Source organism: Priestia sp. GS2, assembly GCF_036409025.1.
In the GTDB taxonomy this organism is placed as follows: Bacteria; Bacillota; Bacilli; order Bacillales; family Bacillaceae_H; genus Priestia; species Priestia aryabhattai_A.
Genome location: NZ_JAZGJX010000001.1, coordinates 3,315,086 through 3,335,159, shown reverse-complemented (window position 1 = coordinate 3,335,159; position 20,074 = coordinate 3,315,086). Strand labels below are relative to the sequence as shown.

General features: G+C 37.6%; 23 protein-coding genes and 2 other annotated features. All 23 genes read left to right on the top strand.

Annotation, left to right across the window (positions count from 1 at the left end):
- Positions 1-6 precede the first annotated feature (6 nt).
- The 23 genes from V2145_RS17005 (at position 7) to V2145_RS16895 (ending at position 19,870) form a co-directional block, all read left to right on the top strand.
- Entirely contained in the window at positions 7-546 is a 540-nt protein-coding gene (locus V2145_RS17005; RefSeq protein WP_094913097.1) for a UvrB/UvrC motif-containing protein, read from the top strand.
- 4 nt (positions 547-550) lie between these two features.
- Positions 551-1,618 carry a protein arginine kinase gene (locus V2145_RS17000; protein ID WP_330988022.1) on the top strand — a complete coding sequence of 356 codons (1,068 nt, stop codon included), beginning with the start codon at positions 551-553 and terminating at the stop codon, positions 1,616-1,618.
- A gap of 20 nt (positions 1,619-1,638) precedes the next feature.
- Complete coding sequence (clpC, locus tag V2145_RS16995) at positions 1,639-4,080, top strand: ATP-dependent protease ATP-binding subunit ClpC (RefSeq protein ID WP_330988021.1); 2,442 nt, start codon at positions 1,639-1,641, stop codon at positions 4,078-4,080.
- Positions 4,081-4,202: 122 nt separating this feature from the next.
- Positions 4,203-5,582 (top strand): DNA repair protein RadA, encoded by a 1,380-nt coding sequence (radA, locus tag V2145_RS16990; RefSeq protein WP_094913094.1) that lies wholly within the window; start codon positions 4,203-4,205, stop codon positions 5,580-5,582.
- A gap of 5 nt (positions 5,583-5,587) precedes the next feature.
- On the top strand, positions 5,588-6,664 hold the full coding sequence (disA, locus tag V2145_RS16985) for a DNA integrity scanning diadenylate cyclase DisA (RefSeq protein ID WP_311859887.1): 1,077 nt from the start codon (positions 5,588-5,590) through the stop codon (positions 6,662-6,664).
- Between the two features lie 142 nt (positions 6,665-6,806).
- Positions 6,807-7,904, top strand: coding sequence for a PIN/TRAM domain-containing protein (locus V2145_RS16980; protein WP_330988020.1), 1,098 nt, complete (start codon positions 6,807-6,809; stop codon positions 7,902-7,904).
- Positions 7,905-7,929: 25 nt separating this feature from the next.
- On the top strand, positions 7,930-8,619 hold the full coding sequence (gene ispD / locus V2145_RS16975) for a 2-C-methyl-D-erythritol 4-phosphate cytidylyltransferase (RefSeq protein ID WP_311859886.1): 690 nt from the start codon (positions 7,930-7,932) through the stop codon (positions 8,617-8,619).
- A gap of 12 nt (positions 8,620-8,631) precedes the next feature.
- Positions 8,632-9,111 carry a 2-C-methyl-D-erythritol 2,4-cyclodiphosphate synthase gene (gene ispF, locus V2145_RS16970; protein WP_094913090.1) on the top strand — a complete coding sequence of 160 codons (480 nt, stop codon included), beginning with the start codon at positions 8,632-8,634 and terminating at the stop codon, positions 9,109-9,111.
- Positions 9,112-9,212: 101 nt separating this feature from the next.
- A complete protein-coding gene (gene gltX / locus V2145_RS16965; RefSeq protein ID WP_330988019.1) occupies positions 9,213-10,670 on the top strand; it encodes a glutamate--tRNA ligase in 1,458 nt (485 codons plus the stop codon).
- Positions 10,671-10,704: 34 nt separating this feature from the next.
- Positions 10,705-10,928, top strand: a binding site (T-box leader).
- Between the two features lie 47 nt (positions 10,929-10,975).
- Positions 10,976-11,629: a serine O-acetyltransferase gene (gene cysE, locus V2145_RS16960; RefSeq protein WP_094913088.1), complete on the top strand. Its 654-nt coding sequence runs from the start codon at positions 10,976-10,978 to the stop codon at positions 11,627-11,629.
- The gene (gene cysS / locus V2145_RS16955) at positions 11,619-13,016 is read left to right on the top strand and encodes a cysteine--tRNA ligase (RefSeq protein ID WP_311859884.1); all 1,398 of its coding nucleotides are present in this window, start codon (positions 11,619-11,621) and stop codon (positions 13,014-13,016) included. Before cysE ends, cysS begins: the two co-directional genes overlap by 11 nt.
- A 7-nt stretch (positions 13,017-13,023) precedes the next feature.
- Positions 13,024-13,437, top strand: coding sequence for a Mini-ribonuclease 3 (locus V2145_RS16950; RefSeq protein ID WP_094913086.1), 414 nt, complete (start codon positions 13,024-13,026; stop codon positions 13,435-13,437).
- A gap of 1 nt (position 13,438) precedes the next feature.
- The gene (rlmB, locus tag V2145_RS16945; RefSeq protein ID WP_094913085.1) at positions 13,439-14,185 is read left to right on the top strand and encodes a 23S rRNA (guanosine(2251)-2'-O)-methyltransferase RlmB; all 747 of its coding nucleotides are present in this window, start codon (positions 13,439-13,441) and stop codon (positions 14,183-14,185) included.
- Between the two features lies 1 nt (position 14,186).
- Positions 14,187-14,696 (top strand): NYN domain-containing protein, encoded by a 510-nt coding sequence (locus tag V2145_RS16940; RefSeq protein WP_094913084.1) that lies wholly within the window; start codon positions 14,187-14,189, stop codon positions 14,694-14,696.
- 68 nt (positions 14,697-14,764) lie between these two features.
- Positions 14,765-15,415, top strand: a complete 651-nt coding sequence (gene sigH, locus V2145_RS16935; RefSeq protein WP_025909710.1) for an RNA polymerase sporulation sigma factor SigH — start codon at positions 14,765-14,767, stop codon at positions 15,413-15,415.
- A 73-nt stretch (positions 15,416-15,488) separates the two neighbouring features.
- Positions 15,489-15,638: a 50S ribosomal protein L33 gene (gene rpmG, locus V2145_RS16930; protein ID WP_094913083.1), complete on the top strand. Its 150-nt coding sequence runs from the start codon at positions 15,489-15,491 to the stop codon at positions 15,636-15,638.
- Positions 15,639-15,691: 53 nt separating this feature from the next.
- Positions 15,692-15,871, top strand: a complete 180-nt coding sequence (secE, locus tag V2145_RS16925; protein ID WP_094913082.1) for a preprotein translocase subunit SecE — start codon at positions 15,692-15,694, stop codon at positions 15,869-15,871.
- 193 nt (positions 15,872-16,064) lie between these two features.
- A complete protein-coding gene (nusG, locus tag V2145_RS16920; RefSeq protein ID WP_094913081.1) occupies positions 16,065-16,598 on the top strand; it encodes a transcription termination/antitermination protein NusG in 534 nt (177 codons plus the stop codon).
- A gap of 164 nt (positions 16,599-16,762) precedes the next feature.
- Complete coding sequence (gene rplK, locus V2145_RS16915; RefSeq protein ID WP_025909714.1) at positions 16,763-17,188, top strand: 50S ribosomal protein L11; 426 nt, start codon at positions 16,763-16,765, stop codon at positions 17,186-17,188.
- A gap of 109 nt (positions 17,189-17,297) precedes the next feature.
- Positions 17,298-17,999: a 50S ribosomal protein L1 gene (gene rplA, locus V2145_RS16910; protein WP_094913080.1), complete on the top strand. Its 702-nt coding sequence runs from the start codon at positions 17,298-17,300 to the stop codon at positions 17,997-17,999.
- Between the two features lie 62 nt (positions 18,000-18,061).
- Positions 18,062-18,205, top strand: a sequence feature (ribosomal protein L10 leader region).
- Positions 18,206-18,246: 41 nt separating this feature from the next.
- Positions 18,247-18,747 (top strand): 50S ribosomal protein L10, encoded by a 501-nt coding sequence (gene rplJ, locus V2145_RS16905; RefSeq protein ID WP_094913079.1) that lies wholly within the window; start codon positions 18,247-18,249, stop codon positions 18,745-18,747.
- A gap of 44 nt (positions 18,748-18,791) precedes the next feature.
- Positions 18,792-19,154, top strand: a complete 363-nt coding sequence (rplL, locus tag V2145_RS16900) for a 50S ribosomal protein L7/L12 (protein ID WP_013054917.1) — start codon at positions 18,792-18,794, stop codon at positions 19,152-19,154.
- Between the two features lie 113 nt (positions 19,155-19,267).
- Positions 19,268-19,870, top strand: a complete 603-nt coding sequence (locus V2145_RS16895; RefSeq protein ID WP_094913078.1) for a class I SAM-dependent methyltransferase — start codon at positions 19,268-19,270, stop codon at positions 19,868-19,870.
- Positions 19,871-20,074: the final 204 nt, after the last annotated feature.

The following is a 20,074-nucleotide window of genomic DNA, read 5'->3' as shown; positions in this document are numbered from 1 at the left end:
GATTGCATGATTTGTCAGCAATGTGAGATTCGACCTGCAACACTTCACTTTACAAATGTAGTGAATGGGAATAAGACAGAAGTACACCTTTGCGAACAATGCGCTGCAGAGAGTGGAGATGTATTTTCTATATCATCTCAGCAAGGCTTTTCAATTAATAGTCTATTAGCAGGACTATTAAATTTTGAACCTTCTGCTACAGGTCCGAATACAATTAAAAAAGAACCACTACGTTGCCCTACATGCGGAATGACGTATCATCAATTTTCTAAGGTAGGTCGTTTTGGCTGTTCGAATTGTTATGAAACTTTTGAACAACCACTTGTTCCGTTTTTAAAGAGGTTACATGGGGGGAATTATTTACATCATGGTAAAATTCCAAAGAGAATTGGAAGTAATCTTCATTTAAAAAAGGAATTACAGGCTCTGAGATTGAATTTAAAGGAGTATATTGAAAAAGAGGAATTCGAAAAGGCTGCAGAGCTTCGAGATGAAATCCGCCTATTAGAGAAAAAAATTAATGAATCTACGGGAAAGGAGACATAGCCGAATGTCTGAACTATTCTTCACAAATCCCGTAAGCTCTTGGATGAAACAAGAAGCACCGGACTCTGATATTGTACTAAGCAGCAGAATTCGTCTAGCTAGAAACTTAACAAATTTTCTTTTTCCTACAATGTTAGCAAAAGAAAAAGCTGATGAAATTGTAAACGATTTTGATCAAGTATTTGAAGAAATAAGAAAAGCGGAAGATTTTGAGTTATCTTCTTTAAAAATGAGTGAATTAAAGTCACTAGAGAAACGAGTATTAGTAGAGAAGCATTTAATTAGCCCTCAATTAGCTGAATCTAATGTAGGAGCTTGTTATTTATCAAAGCAAGAAGATTTAAGTATTATGGTTAATGAAGAAGATCATTTACGCATACAATGTTTATTTCCAGGTCTTCAATTATCTGAAGCATTGGAACGAGCTAATGAAGTAGATAATTTGATTGAAAATCGTGTAGATTACGCTTTTGATGAACAAAGAGGTTACTTAACGAGCTGTCCCACGAATGTTGGTACAGGACTTCGTGCTTCGGTTATGATGCATATGCCTGCGTTGGTTATGACTCGTCAAATTCATCGAATTATTCCTGCGATTAATCAATTAGGTTTAGTTGTAAGAGGAATTTATGGAGAGGGTAGCGAAGCACTAGGTAATATCTTTCAAGTTTCTAACCAAATTACGCTAGGAAAATCTGAAGCTGATATTGTATCAGACTTGAATAGCGTTGTAACACAGTTAATTGCTCAAGAAAAATCTGCAAGAGATGCATTATTTAAAACATCTCATTTAGAATTAGAAGATCGTGTTCATCGATCATATGGAGTATTAGCTCATAGTCGCATAATTGAATCTAAAGAAGCGTCTCAATGCTTGTCAGATGTTCGGTTAGGAATCGACTTGGGGTATATAACAGACATACCTAGAAATATTCTAAATGAACTTATTATAATGACGCAGCCAGGCTTTTTACAAAAGTATTCAGGCTCAGCATTAGATGCCCATGAGCGAGATGTTAAGAGAGCTACCTTAATTAGAGATCGCCTTAGCAATATTAAAAATATAGATTAAACGTGGAGGGTGACAGCCGTATGATGTTTGGAAGATTTACAGAGCGTGCACAGAAAGTATTAGCGTTAGCACAAGAAGAAGCTTTACGACTTGGACATAACAATATTGGAACTGAGCATATTTTATTAGGTATTGTGCGTGAAGGTGAAGGTATTGCTGCAAAGGCACTATCTGCACTAGGATTAAGTACTGAAAAAATTCAAAAAGAAGTTGAAGCGCTTATCGGAAGAGGTCAAGAGTTAACTCAAACAATTCATTATACGCCTCGCGCTAAAAAGGTAATTGAACTTTCAATGGATGAAGCAAGAAAACTAGGTCATTCATATGTAGGAACTGAGCATATTTTACTTGGTTTGATTCGTGAAGGCGAAGGTGTAGCAGCTCGCGTACTTAATAATTTAGGAGTGAGCTTAAATAAAGCTCGTCAACAAGTATTACACTTATTGGGTAGTAACGAAGCTGCTTCTAGCCATCAAGGTGGTGGAACTTCAAATGCAAATACACCAACTCTTGATAGTTTAGCTCGTGATCTAACCGTGGTAGCACGTGAAGGAAGTCTAGATCCAGTTATTGGGCGTAGTAAAGAAATTCAACGTGTTATTGAAGTGTTAAGTCGTCGTACAAAGAATAACCCGGTTCTTATCGGTGAACCAGGTGTAGGTAAAACAGCCATTGCAGAAGGGTTAGCCCAGCAAATTGTTAATAACGAAGTACCGGAAATTCTTCGAGATAAGCGCGTTATGACTTTAGATATGGGAACAGTAGTTGCTGGAACAAAATATCGTGGTGAATTTGAAGATCGTTTGAAAAAAGTAATGGACGAAATTCGTCAAGCTGGTAATATCATTCTATTTATCGATGAGTTGCATACACTAATTGGTGCTGGTGGTGCAGAAGGAGCAATTGATGCTTCAAACATTTTAAAACCATCCTTAGCACGTGGTGAATTACAATGTATTGGTGCTACTACTCTCGATGAATATCGAAAATATATTGAAAAAGATGCAGCTTTAGAGCGACGCTTCCAACCAATTCAAGTTGATGAGCCAACTCTAGATGAATCTATTCAAATTTTAAAAGGTTTAAGGGATCGTTATGAAGCTCATCACCGTGTATCGATTTCTGATGATGCTATTGAACAGGCAGTAAAGTTATCCGATCGTTATATTTCAGATCGCTTTTTACCGGATAAAGCAATTGATTTAATTGATGAAGCTGGTTCAAAGGTTCGTTTACGTTCATTTACGACGCCACCTAACTTAAAAGAGTTAGAACAAAAGTTAGAATCTATTCGAAATGAAAAAGATGCTTCTGTTCAAAGTCAAGAATTTGAAAAAGCAGCATCATTACGTGATACAGAGCAACGCTTAAGAGAAGAATTAGAAGAAACAAAAAAAGCTTGGAAACAAGAGCAAGGTAAAGAAAATTCAGCTGTTACAGTAGAAGATATTGCGATGGTTGTATCTAGCTGGACTGGGGTACCAGTTTCAAAATTAGCTCAGGAAGAATCAGAGCGCTTGCTAAACATGGAAGAGATTTTACACTCTCGTGTTATTGGCCAAGAAGAAGCTGTAAAAGCAGTGGCAAAAGCTGTTCGTCGTGCAAGAGCAGGCTTGAAAGATCCAAAGCGTCCAATCGGTTCATTTATTTTCTTAGGACCAACGGGTGTAGGTAAAACAGAACTTGCTAGGGCTTTAGCTGAATCAATGTTTGGTGACGAAGATGCGATGATTCGCATTGATATGTCAGAGTACATGGAAAAGCATTCTACTTCTCGTTTAGTAGGGTCTCCTCCAGGTTACGTTGGATATGATGAAGGTGGACAGTTAACTGAGAAAGTTAGAAGAAAGCCATATTCTGTTGTACTGCTAGATGAGATTGAAAAAGCACATCCGGATGTATTTAACATCCTATTACAAGTGCTAGAAGACGGCCGCTTAACTGATTCAAAAGGTCGTACAGTAGACTTCCGAAATACAATTTTAATCATGACTTCAAATGTTGGTGCAGATACGTTAAAACGTAGCAAGCACCTTGGATTTACGGTTGAAGCAGAGGGTCAGGACTATAAAGATATGAAAGGGAAAGTAATGAGTGAGATGAAACGTGCTTTCCGCCCAGAGTTTCTTAACCGTATCGACGAGATTATTGTCTTCCATTCGTTAGAGAAACCACACCTAGCTGAAATTGTGAAGCTAATGGCTGATCAATTAACTAGACGCTTAAAAGAACAAGAAATTGAGTTGGAATTAACGACTGCAGCAATTGATAAGATTGCAGAAGAAGGCTTTGATCCAGAGTATGGGGCGCGTCCTTTACGTCGAGCAATTCAAAAGCATGTTGAAGATCGTTTATCTGAAGAGTTACTAAGAGGCGTAATTCAAAAAGGTCAAAAGGTAACGTTAGATGTAGAAGGTGAAAACTTTACTGTTAAATCTTCTTCACCGAGCAGCATTAGCTAAAGAGTTAAGAACATGTGGGGCATACGACAAAATACGTATGCCTCCATTTTTATTTACCATATAAAGATAGTGTACAATAGCATCAAGGACTTTTATAAAGAACGAGGAGAATATACTAAATAATGAGTAAAAGAAAAACAAAATTTTCATGCCAACATTGTGGATATGAATCGGCTAAATGGATGGGAAAGTGTCCTGGGTGTGGCAGTTGGAATTCGATGGTAGAAGAAATTGAAGAGACAAAGTCTTCAAGGCGAGGAGGAGCTTTTTCTGGCGCAACTTCTACAAAGGTGCAAAAGCCTCAATCTATTACAAGTATTGAATCAACGACTGAACCAAGGATATATACAAAATCGCCTGAATTAAACCGTGTTTTAGGCGGAGGAATTGTCAGAGGATCACTAGTCTTAATTGGAGGAGATCCTGGTATAGGTAAGTCAACTTTATTGCTCCAAACGTCAGCTCAGTTAGCTATGAATAAGCATAAAGTGCTTTATATATCTGGTGAGGAGTCAACAAAGCAAACAAAGCTAAGAGCCGATCGCTTAGGTATTAAAGCGGAAGATTTGTATGTGCATGCAGAAACAAACTTAGAGTCAATTACAGAAGCTATCTCAAGTATGAATCCAGAACTTGTGATTATTGATTCAATTCAAACCATTTATCACGGTGACGTTACGTCAGCGCCAGGAAGCGTTTCTCAAGTACGTGAGTGTACTGCTGAGTTAATGCGAATTGCAAAAACAAACGGCATCGCCATTTTTATTGTAGGTCATGTTACCAAAGAAGGAGCTATTGCCGGCCCAAGGTTACTTGAACATATGGTAGACAGTGTTTTGTATTTTGAAGGAGAACGTCACCATACGTATCGAATTTTAAGAGCAGTAAAAAATCGCTTTGGTTCAACAAACGAAATGGGTATTTTTGAAATGAAGGAAAGTGGTTTGGAAGAAGTGCTCAATCCATCTGAAATCTTTTTAGAAGAACGCTCTCAAGGTGCAGCCGGTTCTGTAGTTGTGGCTTCAATGGAGGGGACTCGTCCTGTATTGGTAGAGTTACAGGCACTGATTAGTCCAACAAGTTTTGGAAACCCTAGGAGGATGTCCACAGGGCTTGATCATAACCGTGTATCTCTTATTATGGCGGTATTAGAAAAGCGAGTAGGATTGCTTTTGCAAAATCAAGATGCATACTTAAAAGTAGCAGGTGGAGTAAAGTTAGATGAGCCAGCTATTGATTTGGCGGTTGCAGTTAGCATTGCATCTAGTTTTAAAGATGCACCTTCAAATCCTACAGATGTAGTAGTAGGAGAGGTTGGATTAACAGGTGAAGTTCGAAGAGTGTCTCGAATTGAACAACGAGTACAAGAAGCTGTAAAGTTAGGGTTTAAGCGAATCATTGTTCCTGAAAAAAACTTAGGTGGTTGGAAAATACCAGAAGGCATTGACGTAGTAGGGGTGTCCACTGTGTCAGAAGCGTTACAGTACACGTTAGGAGGTTAAAACGGATGAATGATGAAAAGACAACAGAGCAAAAGCAAATCTCTGATATTTTAGAATTTGTGGCTCCTGGAACCCCTTTTCGCGATGGTATTGAAAATGTGTTAAGAGCTAAGACTGGAGGATTAATCGTAATTGGATACAATGATCAAGTGAAAAAGATGGTAGACGGAGGGTTTTCAATTAACTGTGCATTTACACCAGCTCATTTGTATGAGTTGGCTAAAATGGACGGAGCACTTATTTTAAATGATAGTGGTAGTAAGATCTTGTTCGCAAATGCTCAATTAATGCCTGATCCTTCTACTCCTTCTTCACAAACCGGTATGCGACATCGTACAGCAGAGCGGGTTGCGAAGCAGTCAGGAGTATTGGTTATTGCTATTTCACAGCGTCGAAATGTTATTACGCTGTATAAAGGGTCGTCTCAATATGTACTTAAAGATATTAGTGTTATTTTAGCAAAAGCAAACCAAGCACTTGGTACCTTGGAGAAATATAAAGCAGTTTTAGATGAGTCCATTAATAGCCTAAGTGCTTTAGAGTTTGAAGAACAAGTAACTCATACAGACGTTTTGCAATCTTTGCATCGCATTGAAATGGTATTGCGAATTAAAAACGAAATCTTAAGTTATATTAGTGAGTTAGGAACCGAAGGAAGGTTAATTCGTCTTCAGATGAATGAATTGCTGTCTCACCTAGAAGAAGAAGCAATTCTATTAATGAAAGATTATATGTATGATACAAGCGTAGAGCCAACAAAAGTAATTGAAAAGATGCAGCAACCATCTAATAACGTGTTATTAGATGATCAAACTCTCTTAAGACTAATGGGGTACCCAATCTATACGAGCTTTGAAGAGGGAGTTGTGCCGAGAGGGTATCGAATGCTTCATAAAATCCCGCGACTACCGTCTATTATTATTGAGAACTTAATTGAAGAACTAGGTGACCTCAAAGCTATTACGGATGCAACTGTTCAGGAGCTTGATGAGGTAGAGGGTATAGGTGAAATACGTGCTCGTAAAATTCAACAAGGATTAAAGCGTCTCAAGGAACAACATTTGCTAAACCGTCAGCTCTAGGATATTAATTGACTTTTTAATCTTGATTAGGATATTGTGAAAATACTAAAAGAGTGACATTTTGTTTACAAATTATGTTTTCAATTAAATAAAAGGTTTCAATCATTGTAAACTGTTTATAATGATAAAGGGAGGTGAAGGCGTGTTAAAGCGTTTTGTTCAATTGTTTTTTATCATAACAGGTGGTACATTAGGAATCTTTCTTATTCCAGAACTTATTGAATTATTAAGTCTAAAAGATATTGCATTACTAGACAAGTCATACATTCACGCCCCTTTAGGTGCAATTCTCTTTTATGTGATAACATTCTGGCTAGTAGATTATGTTGTAGGCTTCATTCGCCGCATTGAAGAGTCTCTTGTAAAGGCACCAGTAACAGATGTTTTATTTGGGAGTTTAGGCTTAATATTAGGCTTAATTGTGGCCTATTTAGTTGGTACGTTCCTAGGGAAAATTCAGCTACAAGTAGTTAGTACAGTTTTACCAATCTTCTTAAGTATTTTGTTAGGTTACTTAGGCTTTCAAGTAGGGTTTAAAAAGAGAGATGAGTTGGTTAATGTTTTTTCAATGCCTACTCGTATTGGTAAGAAAAAAGGCTCGGAAGAAGAGCAAGAGAATAATCAATCCTTGCAATCTTTAAAGATTTTAGATACAAGCGTTATTATCGATGGACGCATTGCAGATATATGTCAAACTGGCTTTTTAGATGGAACGATTGTCATTCCTCGCTTTGTATTAGAAGAGCTTCAGCATATCGCAGATTCATCAGATGTTTTAAAGCGCAATAGAGGTCGTCGAGGTCTCGATATCTTAAATCGAATTCAAAAAGAATTGTCTATGAAGGTAGAGATTTACGAGGGTGACTTTGAAGACATTCAAGAGGTGGATAGTAAACTTGTAAAGTTAGCAAAATTTACTTCAGGCCTCGTTGTAACAAATGATTTTAACTTAAACAAAGTATGCGAACTGCAAAATGTAGGGGTTTTAAATATTAATGACTTAGCAAACGCCGTCAAACCAATTGTTTTACCAGGAGAAGAAATGAATGTACTTGTCATTAAGGATGGTAAGGAACATAATCAAGGTATTGCCTACTTAGACGATGGTACAATGATTGTTGTAGAGGAAGGCCGCAACTATATAGGCAAGCAAATTGATGTGCTTGTGACAAGCGTGCTCCAAACATCAGCTGGTCGAATGATTTTTGCTAAGCCTAAGCTCTTAGAAAAAGCCCTCTAATTTTCAGCTATAAGGGAGAAGGAACATGCAATACGATGTAATTGTTTTAGCAGCAGGACAAGGTAAGCGGATGAAAGCAGGGCGCAATAAGCAGTTCTTATTAATTCGAGACGTACCTCTTCTTGTTCATACACTAAATATATTTGAAACTGATCATACATGTAACAGCATTATTTTAGTTATCAATGACCAAGAACTAGAGGATATTACATCACTTTTAGAGCAATATCCGATGCGTAAGGTTAAGTCAGTGGTATCGGGTGGTCAAGAACGTCAGCATAGCGTGTATAATGGATTGAAAGCCCTTAAGCTTTCCAAAGTGGTTCTTATCCATGACGGTGCTAGGCCATTTGTGAAACATCACCACATCCACAAACTTGTACAAGAAGCAGAACTTAAAGAAGCGGCAACCTTAGGCGTTCCTGTTAAAGAGACGATTAAGAAAGTAGAAAACAACATCGTAGTGGAAACGATTGAACGCTCTAGCTTGTGGTCTATTCAAACCCCACAAGCTTTTCTTTCGTCTACGATTCAAAAAGCTCATCATTTAGCGAAAGAAACTGGCTATCTAGGAACAGATGATGCAAGCTTAGTGGAACAGTTAGGTCAGAAAGTCGCGATTGTACAAGGAGACTACGATAATATAAAATTAACAACACCAGAAGATTTGATTTATGCAGAAGCTATTTTAACAAAGTTGGAACAAAACAACTAAGAGGTGAAGGAAATGAATATACGTGTTGGACAAGGATTTGACGTTCATCAATTTGCAACAGGACGTCCACTAATTATTGGAGGAATTGAAATCCCATATGAGAGAGGGTTACTAGGCCATTCTGATGCGGACGTACTTCTACATACGATTGCAGATGCACTGTTAGGAGCAGTAGCTCAAGGAGATATCGGTAAGCATTTTCCAGACACTGATCCTGAGTTTAAAGATGCAGATTCAGCTAAGCTTTTACAACATGTTTGGAAACTAGTGAAAGAAGAAGGCTATGCACTCAGCAATGTAGATTGTACAATTATTGCACAGAAGCCTAAGATGGCACCGTACATCCAGCCAATTCGAGAGCGTATTGCCGAATTATTAGAAGCTGAAGTGTCACAGATTAATGTTAAAGCAACGACGACAGAAAAACTAGGCTTTACTGGTCGTGAAGAAGGGATTGCTTCACAAGCCGCGGTGTTAGTATATCAAAAATAATCCAGAGTCTTTAACAGAATTACATTTGGTGATAAAATTAACAATGTCGAAAAATAATAAATTACATACCTACGTAAAATAAACTGGAGGTTATCCTACTTATGTCAAAAGAAGTACGCGTTCGCTATGCACCGAGTCCAACTGGGCACCTTCATATCGGAAACGCACGAACAGCTTTATTTAATTATTTATTTGCTCGCAATCAAAACGGTAAATTCATTATTCGTATTGAAGATACAGATCAAAAGCGTAACATTGAAGGTGGAGAAGAAAGCCAGCTTCGCTATTTAAAGTGGTTAGGTATTGATTGGGATGAAAGTATTGATATCGGTGGAGAATACGGTCCTTATCGTCAATCCGAACGCACAGAAATTTACCAAAAATATACGGACGAACTATTAGAAAAAGGTGCAGCTTACTATTGCTACTGTACAGAAGAAGAATTAGAAAAAGAACGTGAAGAACAGACTGAAAATGGTCAAATGCCACGCTACTCAGGCAAATGCCGTAACTTAACAGAAGAGCAACAAAAAGAGTTAGCGGCAGAAGGTCGTAAGCCAAGCATCCGCTTCCGAGTTCCAACGGGTACAATAGTTAAGTTCAACGATATTGTTAAAGATGAAGTAGCATTCGAGTCTGATGGTATCGGTGACTATGTTATCGTGAAAAAAGATGGTACGCCAACTTATAACTACGCTGTAGCTGTTGATGATCATTTAATGGAAATGACGCACGTTTTACGTGGAGACGATCATATCTCAAATACACCAAAACAAATTATGATTTATAATGCGTTAGGCTGGGAACCACCTGTATTTGGTCATATGACATTGATTGTAAATGAAAGTCGTCGCAAACTAAGTAAGCGTGATGAGTCTATTATCCAATTTATCGAGCAGTATAAAGAATTAGGCTACTTGCCTGAAGCTCTGTTCAATTTTATTACAATGCTTGGATGGTCACCTGTAGGGGAAGAAGAAATCTTCTCAAAAGAGCAGTTTATTGAAATTTTTGATCCTGCTCGTTTATCTAAATCACCAGCATTGTTTGATACGAATAAACTTCGTTGGATGAACAATCAATATATGAAACAGCTTGATTTAGATGAAGTTGTAGACCTGTCTCTTCCTCACCTTGTAAAAGCTGGTCGTGTAGAAGAGCAAATGACGGAAGAACAAACGAAGTGGGTAAAAGAACTCATTGCCCTTTATCAAGAACAAATGAGCTACGGTGCAGAAATCGTGGAGCTAACAGAAATGTTCTTTAAAACAGAAATTGAGTACAATGAAGAAGCGAAAGCTGTACTTGTAGAAGAGCAGGTACCCGAAGTCCTACAAGCTTTTGCAGCGGAAATTGAAGCAATGGAAACATTTAGTCCTGAAGAAATTAAAGCAGCAACAAAAGCTGTTCAAAAATCAACAGGCCACAAAGGTAAGAAACTATTTATGCCAATCCGTGTAGCTACAACGGGTGAAACACATGGGCCAGAATTACCAAAAGCTATTTCACTACTTGGTAAAGACACAGTTTTAGCTCGTCTAGCAAAAGTTTCTGGTTAACAAATTGATTTAAAACCCATATAGTTAATATATATTGAAATCGTTGATAAGGAGAAGTAAATAGGTTATGGCTTTTTTAGAGAGGATTACCATCGGCTGAAAGTAATCCATGCTCATACCTATTGAAATGCACCTTAGAGACTTTTGCTGAAAACAGAGGTTAGTAAGCAGGAGCGGGTATCGCCGTTACACGAGATGAGTTGGAGTGCATATTTGCATTCAAGCAGAGTGGAACCGCGTATAAGAAACGTCTCTGTGTCAGTTGACACAGAGACGTTTTTTTATAAAAAATGGGGGGTGAGAAAGTGATAAAGATGTTAAAAGAGGATATTGAGGTGATATTTGAACAAGACCCTGCTGCTAGGAGCTACATTGAAGTGATTTTAACGTATTCTGGGCTCCATGCTATCTGGTCACATCGTTTAGCTCATGCGTTGTTTAAACGCAAATGGTTCTTTTTAGCACGTGTAATTTCACAAATCAGTCGCTTCTTTACAGGAATCGAAATTCATCCGGGGGCAAAAATAGGACGACGCTTTTTTATTGACCACGGAATGGGAATTGTAATTGGAGAGACTTGTGAAATAGGAGACAATGTCACGGTTTATCAAGGAGTAACTTTAGGTGGTACGGGAAAAGAGAAAGGAAAACGTCATCCAACTATTAAAGACCACGTTCTGATTGCAACGGGTGCTAAAGTTTTAGGATCGATTACCATTAACGAGAACTCAAAGATTGGTGCTGGTTCGGTTGTTTTAAATGACGTTCCTGAGAATTCAACGGTTGTAGGAATTCCAGGTCGAGTCGTCATTCAAAATGGGGTTCGTATTAAAGATTTAAATCATCAAGATTTACCAGATCCAGATGCAGAACGATTTAAGCAGCTTGAATACCAATTAAGTGAACTACAACAAGAAATTAAGCAGCTCAAAGAAGGGAAGATTTATCATGACAATTAAGCTATATAATACATTAACTCGTCAAAAAGAAGTATTTACACCTTTAGAAGAAAACAAGGTTAAAATGTATGTCTGTGGTCCAACTGTTTATAACTATATTCATATTGGAAACGCAAGACCTGCTATTGTATTCGATACAGTACGTCGTTATCTAGAGTTTAGAGGGTATGAAGTACAATATGTTTCAAACTTCACGGACGTTGATGACAAGCTAATTCGAGCAGCTAAAGAGCTAGGTGAAGATGTACCAACGATTGCAGAACGATTTATTAACGCTTATTTTGAGGATACGACAGCACTTGGTTGCAAACATGCGACTATACATCCTCGCGTAACGGAAAATATGGATATTATTATTGATTTTATTGATGAGTTAGTTAAAAAAGGCTATGCATATGAGTCAGATGGAGACGTTTATTATCGCACAAGAAAGTTTGAAGGTTACGGCAAACTTTCACACCAGTCAATTGATGAGCTGCAATCAGGTGCTCGTATTGAAGTTGGGGAAAAGAAAGAAGATCCGTTAGACTTTACATTATGGAAAACAGCAAAAAATGATGAAATTGCATGGGATAGCCCATGGGGACAAGGAAGACCAGGGTGGCATATCGAGTGTTCAGCAATGGCTCGCAAATACTTAGGGGATACAATCGATATTCATGCCGGTGGTCAGGATTTATCGTTTCCACATCATGAAAATGAAATTGCGCAGTCTGAAGCATTGACGGGTAAGACATTTGCGAAATACTGGTTGCATAATGGTTATATTAATATTGATAACGAAAAAATGTCGAAGTCATTAGGTAACTTTGTACTTGTACATGACATTATTCAAAAGCATGACCCATCACTACTAAGGTTCTTTATTTTATCAGTACATTACCGTCATCCAATCAATTATAACGAAGAAATTCTAGAGAATACTCGCAAAGGATATGAACGATTACAAACGGCTTATATGAATTTAAAGCACCGTTTGGATGCAGCCACAGACTTAAGTGATGATAATTCTGAATGGGCAGCTAAAATTGATGAGCTTCACAACAGCTTTATCAAAGAAATGGATGACGACTTCAATACAGCAAATGCTATCTCTGTATTGTTTGAACTAGCTAAGCAAGCAAATGTGTATCTGCTTGAGAGTACGACATCAAAAGAAGTGATTGAAGCATTCATTAATGAATTTAACCAGTTAGGTGGAGCTTTGGGCTTAACATTTGGTGCTCAAGAATTAGTAGATGAGGAAATTGAAAATCTCATTCAACAGCGAATTGATGCCCGTAAAAACCGTGATTTTAAATTAGCTGACCAAATTCGCGACGAATTAAAAGCTAAAAATATTATTTTAGAGGATACGGCTCAAGGAACGCGTTGGAAAAGAGGATGATTGTTTGATGATTGAAAAAAAGTTAGATGTAAAGCAGTTGAATAGTCTAGCATTAGCTTATATGGGTGATGCAGTATTCGATTTACATGTTCGTAAACATTTGCTTGGGTTAGGGACAGTGCGCCCTAACCAACTTCATAATAAAGCTAAAAAATATGTGTCTGCTAAAGCGCAGGCTCAAATTGTCTATCATTTCAAAGAAAATGATTTTTTAGATGATGAAGAACTAGCTGTGCTAAGAAGAGGGCGTAATGCAAAATCAGGAACAGTTCCTAAAAACACGGATGTACAAACATATCGCTATAGCACAGCATTTGAAGCGTTAGTTGGCTACCATTATTTATTGGGTAACGATGAACGTGCTCATGAAATTATTACAAAAGCAATCTCTTTCATCTTTGAAGGAGAGGGAGGAAATTAATATGCAGCAACAAGATTATATTATCGGACGAAATGCCGTATTAGAAGCATTAAAATCAGAAAGAGAAATTAACAAGCTATGGATTGCAGAAGGATCTCAGGGTGGCTCTATGGGAGAGATTGTAAAATTTGCTAAACGAAATGGCGTATTGGTGCAGTATGTGCCTAAAAAGAAAATTGAACAAATGGTTCAGGGGACACATCAAGGTGTATTGGCTTTAGTTGCGGCGTATTCATATGCTGAAGTTGATGAACTGTTTGAAAAAGCAGCACAAAAAAATGAAGATCCTTTTTTCTTAATACTAGATGAGTTGGAAGATCCACACAACCTAGGTTCAATTATGAGAACAGCGGATGCAGTTGGTGCTCACGGCATTATTATTCCAAAGCGTAGATCTGTTGGGCTAACATCAACTGTGGCTAAATCATCAACAGGAGCTATTGAACATATTCCAGTTGCTCGCGTAACGAACTTAGCTCGCACCATTGATGAATTAAAAGAAAGAGGAGTATGGGTAGCTGGTACGGATGCAAAAGAAAGTGATGACTACCGAAATTTAGATGGTACAATGCCACTGGCTTTAGTTATTGGAAGCGAAGGTAAAGGAATGAGTCGCCTTGTTCGAGAAAAGTGTGACTTTTTAGTAAAGCTTCCAATGGTTGGTCACGTAACATCTTTAAATGCATCAGTAGCAGCAAGTTTATTGATGTATGAAGTGTATCGTAAACGTCACCCATTAGGAAGATAAAATGGACATTTTATTAGTAGATGGTTATAACATGATTGGTGCATGGCCTAACTTACGGAATCTACGTGATCATGATTTAGCGGGAGCCCGAGATTTACTTATTGAAAAGCTCGCCGAGTACCAAGCTTATACAGGCTACCGTGTCATTGTGGTATTTGATGCGCATATGGTTCAAGGGATTGAAAAGAAAGCTCATAATTATAAAATTGAAGTCGTGTTTACACGTGAAAATGAAACAGCTGATGAATACATTGAAAAGCTGGCTCAAGATTTAAATAATGTAGCCACGCAGGTTCATGTTGCGACATCAGACTTTACTGAACAGTGGGCGATATTTGGTCAAGGAGCATTACGTAAATCAGCCCGGGAATTATATAATGAAATTCAAGAGATTGAAAGATTTATTAAAATTGAAGTAAAGTCCATTCAAACGCAAAAACCAGCGGCGAGGATTAAATTGTCTGACGGAGTTGCTGAAATTTTCGAAAAATGGAGACGTGGTGAGAAGTGACGCTGTTGACGGTGAAGAATTAGCTACTGTATAATATTTCTATCTACTGTGCGGTCAGGGGGATCGATATGGGCGATAACTATGGGAGAAAACTTCATGCTCATTTCGAACAACAAGAAGATGAAGAAGTTGTCGAGCTTGTGCATAAAGGTGACATTGATGCATTAGAGTATTTGATTCACAAGTACAAGAATTTTGTTCGAGCTAAGGCACGGTCGTACTTTTTAATAGGGGCAGATAGAGAAGATATTATTCAAGAAGGCATGATAGGGCTGTATAAAGCTATTCGTGACTTTAGAGAAGATAAGCTTACTTCATTTAAAGCATTTGCTGAACTATGTATTACGAGGCAAATCATTACAGCCATAAAAACGGCTACAAGACAAAAGCATATTCCGCTAAATTCTTATGTGTCGTTGGACAAGCCTATTTACGATGAGGAATCTGATCGAACATTGCTAGATGTTATTTCAGGAACCAAGGTCATGAACCCGGAAGAACTCTTGATTAACAGAGAAAAGTTCGATGATATCGAGTTAAAGATGGCAGAACTTTTGAGTGATTTAGAAAGAAAAGTATTAGTATTGTATTTAGACGGTCGTTCTTATCAAGAAATCTCAGAAGATTTAAACCGCCACGTAAAATCGATTGATAATGCTTTACAAAGAGTTAAACGTAAGTTAGAGCGCTACTTAGAAATCCGTGAAATTACCACATAGCCTGTATTGACACAGGAAGAAAGTGTGTGATACTTTCTTATAGACATTATCACTTATATAGGTGGCTAATAAAATGCGTAAAAAAGTTGTAATGGCATGTGTAGAATGTGGTAGTCGTAACTATACAACGATGAAAAGTACAGAGCAAAACAACATTCGTTTAGAGATGAAGAAGTTTTGCAAATCTTGCAACTCACATGTCCAGCATCGTGAAACAAAATAGATCAAAAAGCTGCACAGATTAATACCCCTTTTATTTTAATGGAGGTTACAAACATGAACCGTGTAGGGAAATTTTTGCGTGACGTTGGTCGTGAAATGAAGAAGGTCAGCTGGCCTAAACGAAATGAACTAGTTCGCTATACAATTACAGTTGTTTCTACAGTTATTTTCATGACCGTCTTTTTCGCAATTGTCGATTATGGAATCTCATCATTGATTCGTTTAATCCCTTGAATAATTTAATGATAATCATGGTATAATGAAACTATATGATGAGTTCTTCTTAAAAAGCCCGTTTACGGGTTTTTTAATTTGTTTTGAGAATGATATGAACTAGAGTGTATTTATATTCTAGTTTATCTTCTGTGCAATAGATACTTGAACACTTTACAGGAAGCTGGGAGGGAAGGACATTACGTCCTCAAAAATGGAGAAAAATTGGTATGTTGTTCATACTTATTCAGGGTATGAAAATAAAGTAAAGACAAATTTAGAAAAACGTGTAGAAACAATGGGCATGCAGGATAAAATCTTTCGTGTAGTTGTACCTGAAGAAGAAGAAAGAGAAATTAAAAACAATAAAGAAAAGATAACGAAGAAAAAAGTATTTCCAGGTTATGTGTTAGTAGAGATTATTATGACAGATGATTCATGGTACGTGGTACGTAATACCCCTGGTGTAACAGGTTTCGTTGGATCAGCTGGTTCAGGTTCTAAACCGACACCTCTATTACCAGAAGAAGTGGAAATGATTTTAAAACAAATGGGTATGGATGAAAGCCATGCTGGATTTGACTTTGAACTAAAAGAAACTGTTTTAGTTAAAGAAGGCCCGTTTGCAAACTTTGAAGGTACAATTGAAGAAATCGACACAGACAAGCGCAAAATTAAGGTTCATGTTGATATGTTTGGACGTCAAACACCTGTTGAGTTAGAGTTTACACAAATTGAAAAAATATAACCTTTAAAACCTTGCAATTCATTTGTTTTAATGTTAATATTTCATAAGTCAGTATGTCTCAATCCTGAGACTAAAACAACTATTTCTTTATTTTATATATAAAGAACTTGGAGTGGGAGGGCATCGCCCTATTACCACATCACGGACTTAAGGAGGTGTGTCTCGTGGCTAAAAAAGTAATTAAACTTGTAAAATTACAAATTCCTGCTGGTAAAGCAAACCCAGCACCACCAGTTGGTCCTGCATTAGGTCAAGCCGGTGTTAACATCATGGGATTCTGTAAAGAATTTAACGCTCGCACAGCTGATCAAGCTGGTTTAATCATTCCTGTTGAAATCACGGTATTTGAAGACCGTTCATTTACATTTATTACGAAAACTCCACCTGCTGCTGTATTACTTAAGAAAGCGGCTGGTATTGAGTCAGGTTCTGGTGAACCAAACCGTAATAAAGTTGCAACAGTCAAGCGTGACAAAGTACGTGAGATTGCTGAAACAAAAATGCCTGACCTAAACGCTGCTAACGTTGAGTCTGCAATGCGTATGGTAGAAGGTACAGCACGTAGCATGGGAATCGTAGTTGAAGACTAATCCCAAATGATTAGGTGTTAGAAGGTTGCGAGATAGGGGATAGCTTCCATTTCGCAACCTTTATTAGTGGGAGGTTATTCCGTTAATACCACATAAGGAGGAAAAGAACATGGCTAAAAAAGGTAAAAAGTACATTGAAGCTGCGAAGCTTGTAGATCGTACACAAGCTTACTCAGTTCAAGAAGCAATTGAATTAGTAAAGAAAACAAACACAACTAAATTTGATGCAACTGTTGAAGTAGCATTCCGTTTAGGCGTTGACCCTAAAAAAGCTGACCAACAAATTCGTGGTGCAGTAGTACTTCCAAATGGTACTGGTAAAACTCAACGTGTATTAGTATTCGCTAAAGGTGAGAAAGCGAAAGAAGCAGAAGCTGCTGGAGCTGACTACGTTGGCGATTCTGATTACATCAACAAAATCCAACAAGGTTGGTTCGAGTTTGACGTAATCGTTGCTACACCAGACATGATGGGTGAAGTTGGTAAACTTGGTCGCGTATTAGGGCCAAAAGGTTTAATGCCAAACCCTAAGACTGGTACTGTAACATTTGATGTTGAGAAAGCAGTTAATGAAATCAAAGCTGGTAAAGTAGAATACCGCGTTGATAAAGCTGGTAACATCCACGTACCAATCGGTAAAGTATCATTCGAAGATAGCAAGTTAGTTGAAAACTTCACTACAATCTTCGAAACTATGCAAAAAGCTAAGCCTGCAGCTGCAAAAGGAACATACATGAAGAACTTAGCTGTATCTTCAACTATGGGCCCTGGTATCAAAGTTGATATCGCAACTTTCAGCGCAGCTAACTAATTATTGGAAATAAATTGGTGTTGACTTTATAAGTCGAACTGATTACAATAGATAATGTTGTTAAAAAAATAACATTTGTACCGTAGACAGTAGGTGCCTTTAAGGCTTAATTTCCTACCGAGGTGTGTGTGATAAATTAGTGAACGTTCTGATTCGCTTATAACACCTCCATGTCTTAGTTGTCATGGAGGTGTTTTATTTGCACCTTGTATGAGTGTACGGAAGGAAATCTACAGGAGGTGTAAAAATGAGCAACGTAATTGAACAAAAGAAACTAGTTGTTGATGAAATTGCTGATAAACTTAAAGCAAGTGGATCAGCGATCGTAGTTGACTACCGTGGCTTAAATGTTGCTGAAGTAACTGAACTTCGTAAGCAATTACGTGACGCGGGTATTGAGTTTAAAGTATACAAAAATACTTTAACTCGCCGTGCTGTAGAAAAGGTTGAACTAAACGACCTTAACGAAGCGCTAGTTGGTCCAAACGCAATTGCATTTGGTGGAGAAGACGTTGTTGCTCCAGCTAAAATTCTTAACAGCTTCGCTAAAGAGCATGAAGCATTAGAAATTAAAGCTGGTGTTATCGAAGGTAACGTAGCAACTGTTGAACAAATCAAAGCTATTGCTGAGCTTCCATCTCGCGAAGGCTTACTTTCTATGTTACTTAGCGTTCTTCAAGCTCCAATCCGCAACCTTGCTCTTGCTACAAAAGCTGTGGCAGATCAAAAAGAAGAACAAGGTGCATAATTTAGTCTGTTATATATAACACAATCACAAGGAGGAAATTAACAATGACTCAAGAACAAATCATTGAAGCAGTTAAAAATATGACTGTTTTAGAACTTAACGATTTAGTAAAAGCAATTGAAGAAGAATTTGGCGTAACTGCTGCTGCTCCTGTAGCTGTAGCTGGCGGTGCTGCTGGTGAAGCTGCTGCTGAGAAAACTGAATTTGACCTAGTACTTGAAAGTGCTGGCGGCCAAAAAATCAAAGTTATCAAAGTAGTACGTGAAATCACTGGTCTTGGCTTAAAAGAAGCTAAAGAAATCGTTGATAACGCTCCAAAAGCTCTTAAAGAAGGTATTTCTAAAGAAGAAGCTGAAGAAGCAAAAGCTAAACTTGAAGAAGTTGGCGCTTCTGTAGAAGTTAAGTAATTACTACTTAACATTTGATATGAAAAAGCTCGCTTACTCAAGCGAGCTTTTTTGCTTCTGTTTCTCTATTCGTTTATAGTAATAGAGGATGCCTTTTAGAAGGAGGAGTTCAGTTGACAGAACACTATTTTTCAAACACACCATCGGCTAGTAGTAATGAAGAGACATTTTCGTTTGAACTTCGAGGACAAACTTTCCGTTTCACTAGTGATCGAGGTGTTTTCTCTAAAAAGGAAGTTGATTTCGGTTCGCGGGTACTAATTGATAGCTTTGAAGTTAATAATGTAAAAGGTCCTATTCTAGATGTCGGTTGTGGATATGGCCCTATCGGTTTAACAATAGCTAAACTTCGTCCGGATGAGCAAGTGCATATGGTTGATGTTAATGAGCGTGCATTAGCTTTGTCAGAAAAAAATGCAAAAGCTAACGGTATTAACAATGTTCAAATTTATCAAAGCTCTTGCTATAGTAATGTGAAAATTAATGATTTCTCTACTATTCTTACCAACCCACCAATTCGTGCTGGTAAGAAAATTGTACATGAAATCCTTGAAGGGGCATATAATCACCTCGTTGAACAAGGTGAATTATGGGTCGTTATTCAAAAAAAGCAGGGAGCTCCTTCCGCTTTAGCGAAACTAGAGTCTCTATTTGAGGAAGTAGAGGTAGTAGAGAAGAAAAAAGGCTATTATATCATACGTGCTAAAAAATGTTGACTAATATTTTTTAGTATGTTAGCATTATAAAATGCCAATATATAAATATTCCATATAGGCCTCTGTTATACATAAAATTACACGTATAATTTGAGAATGTATGGGAAAACTAATAAAATCAATAGTACGTTTTATGAAATTGTGGTTTTCTATTTAAAGAAACCATTTTTCTTTTGTTCAATAATAAACAATAGTTTATTATAT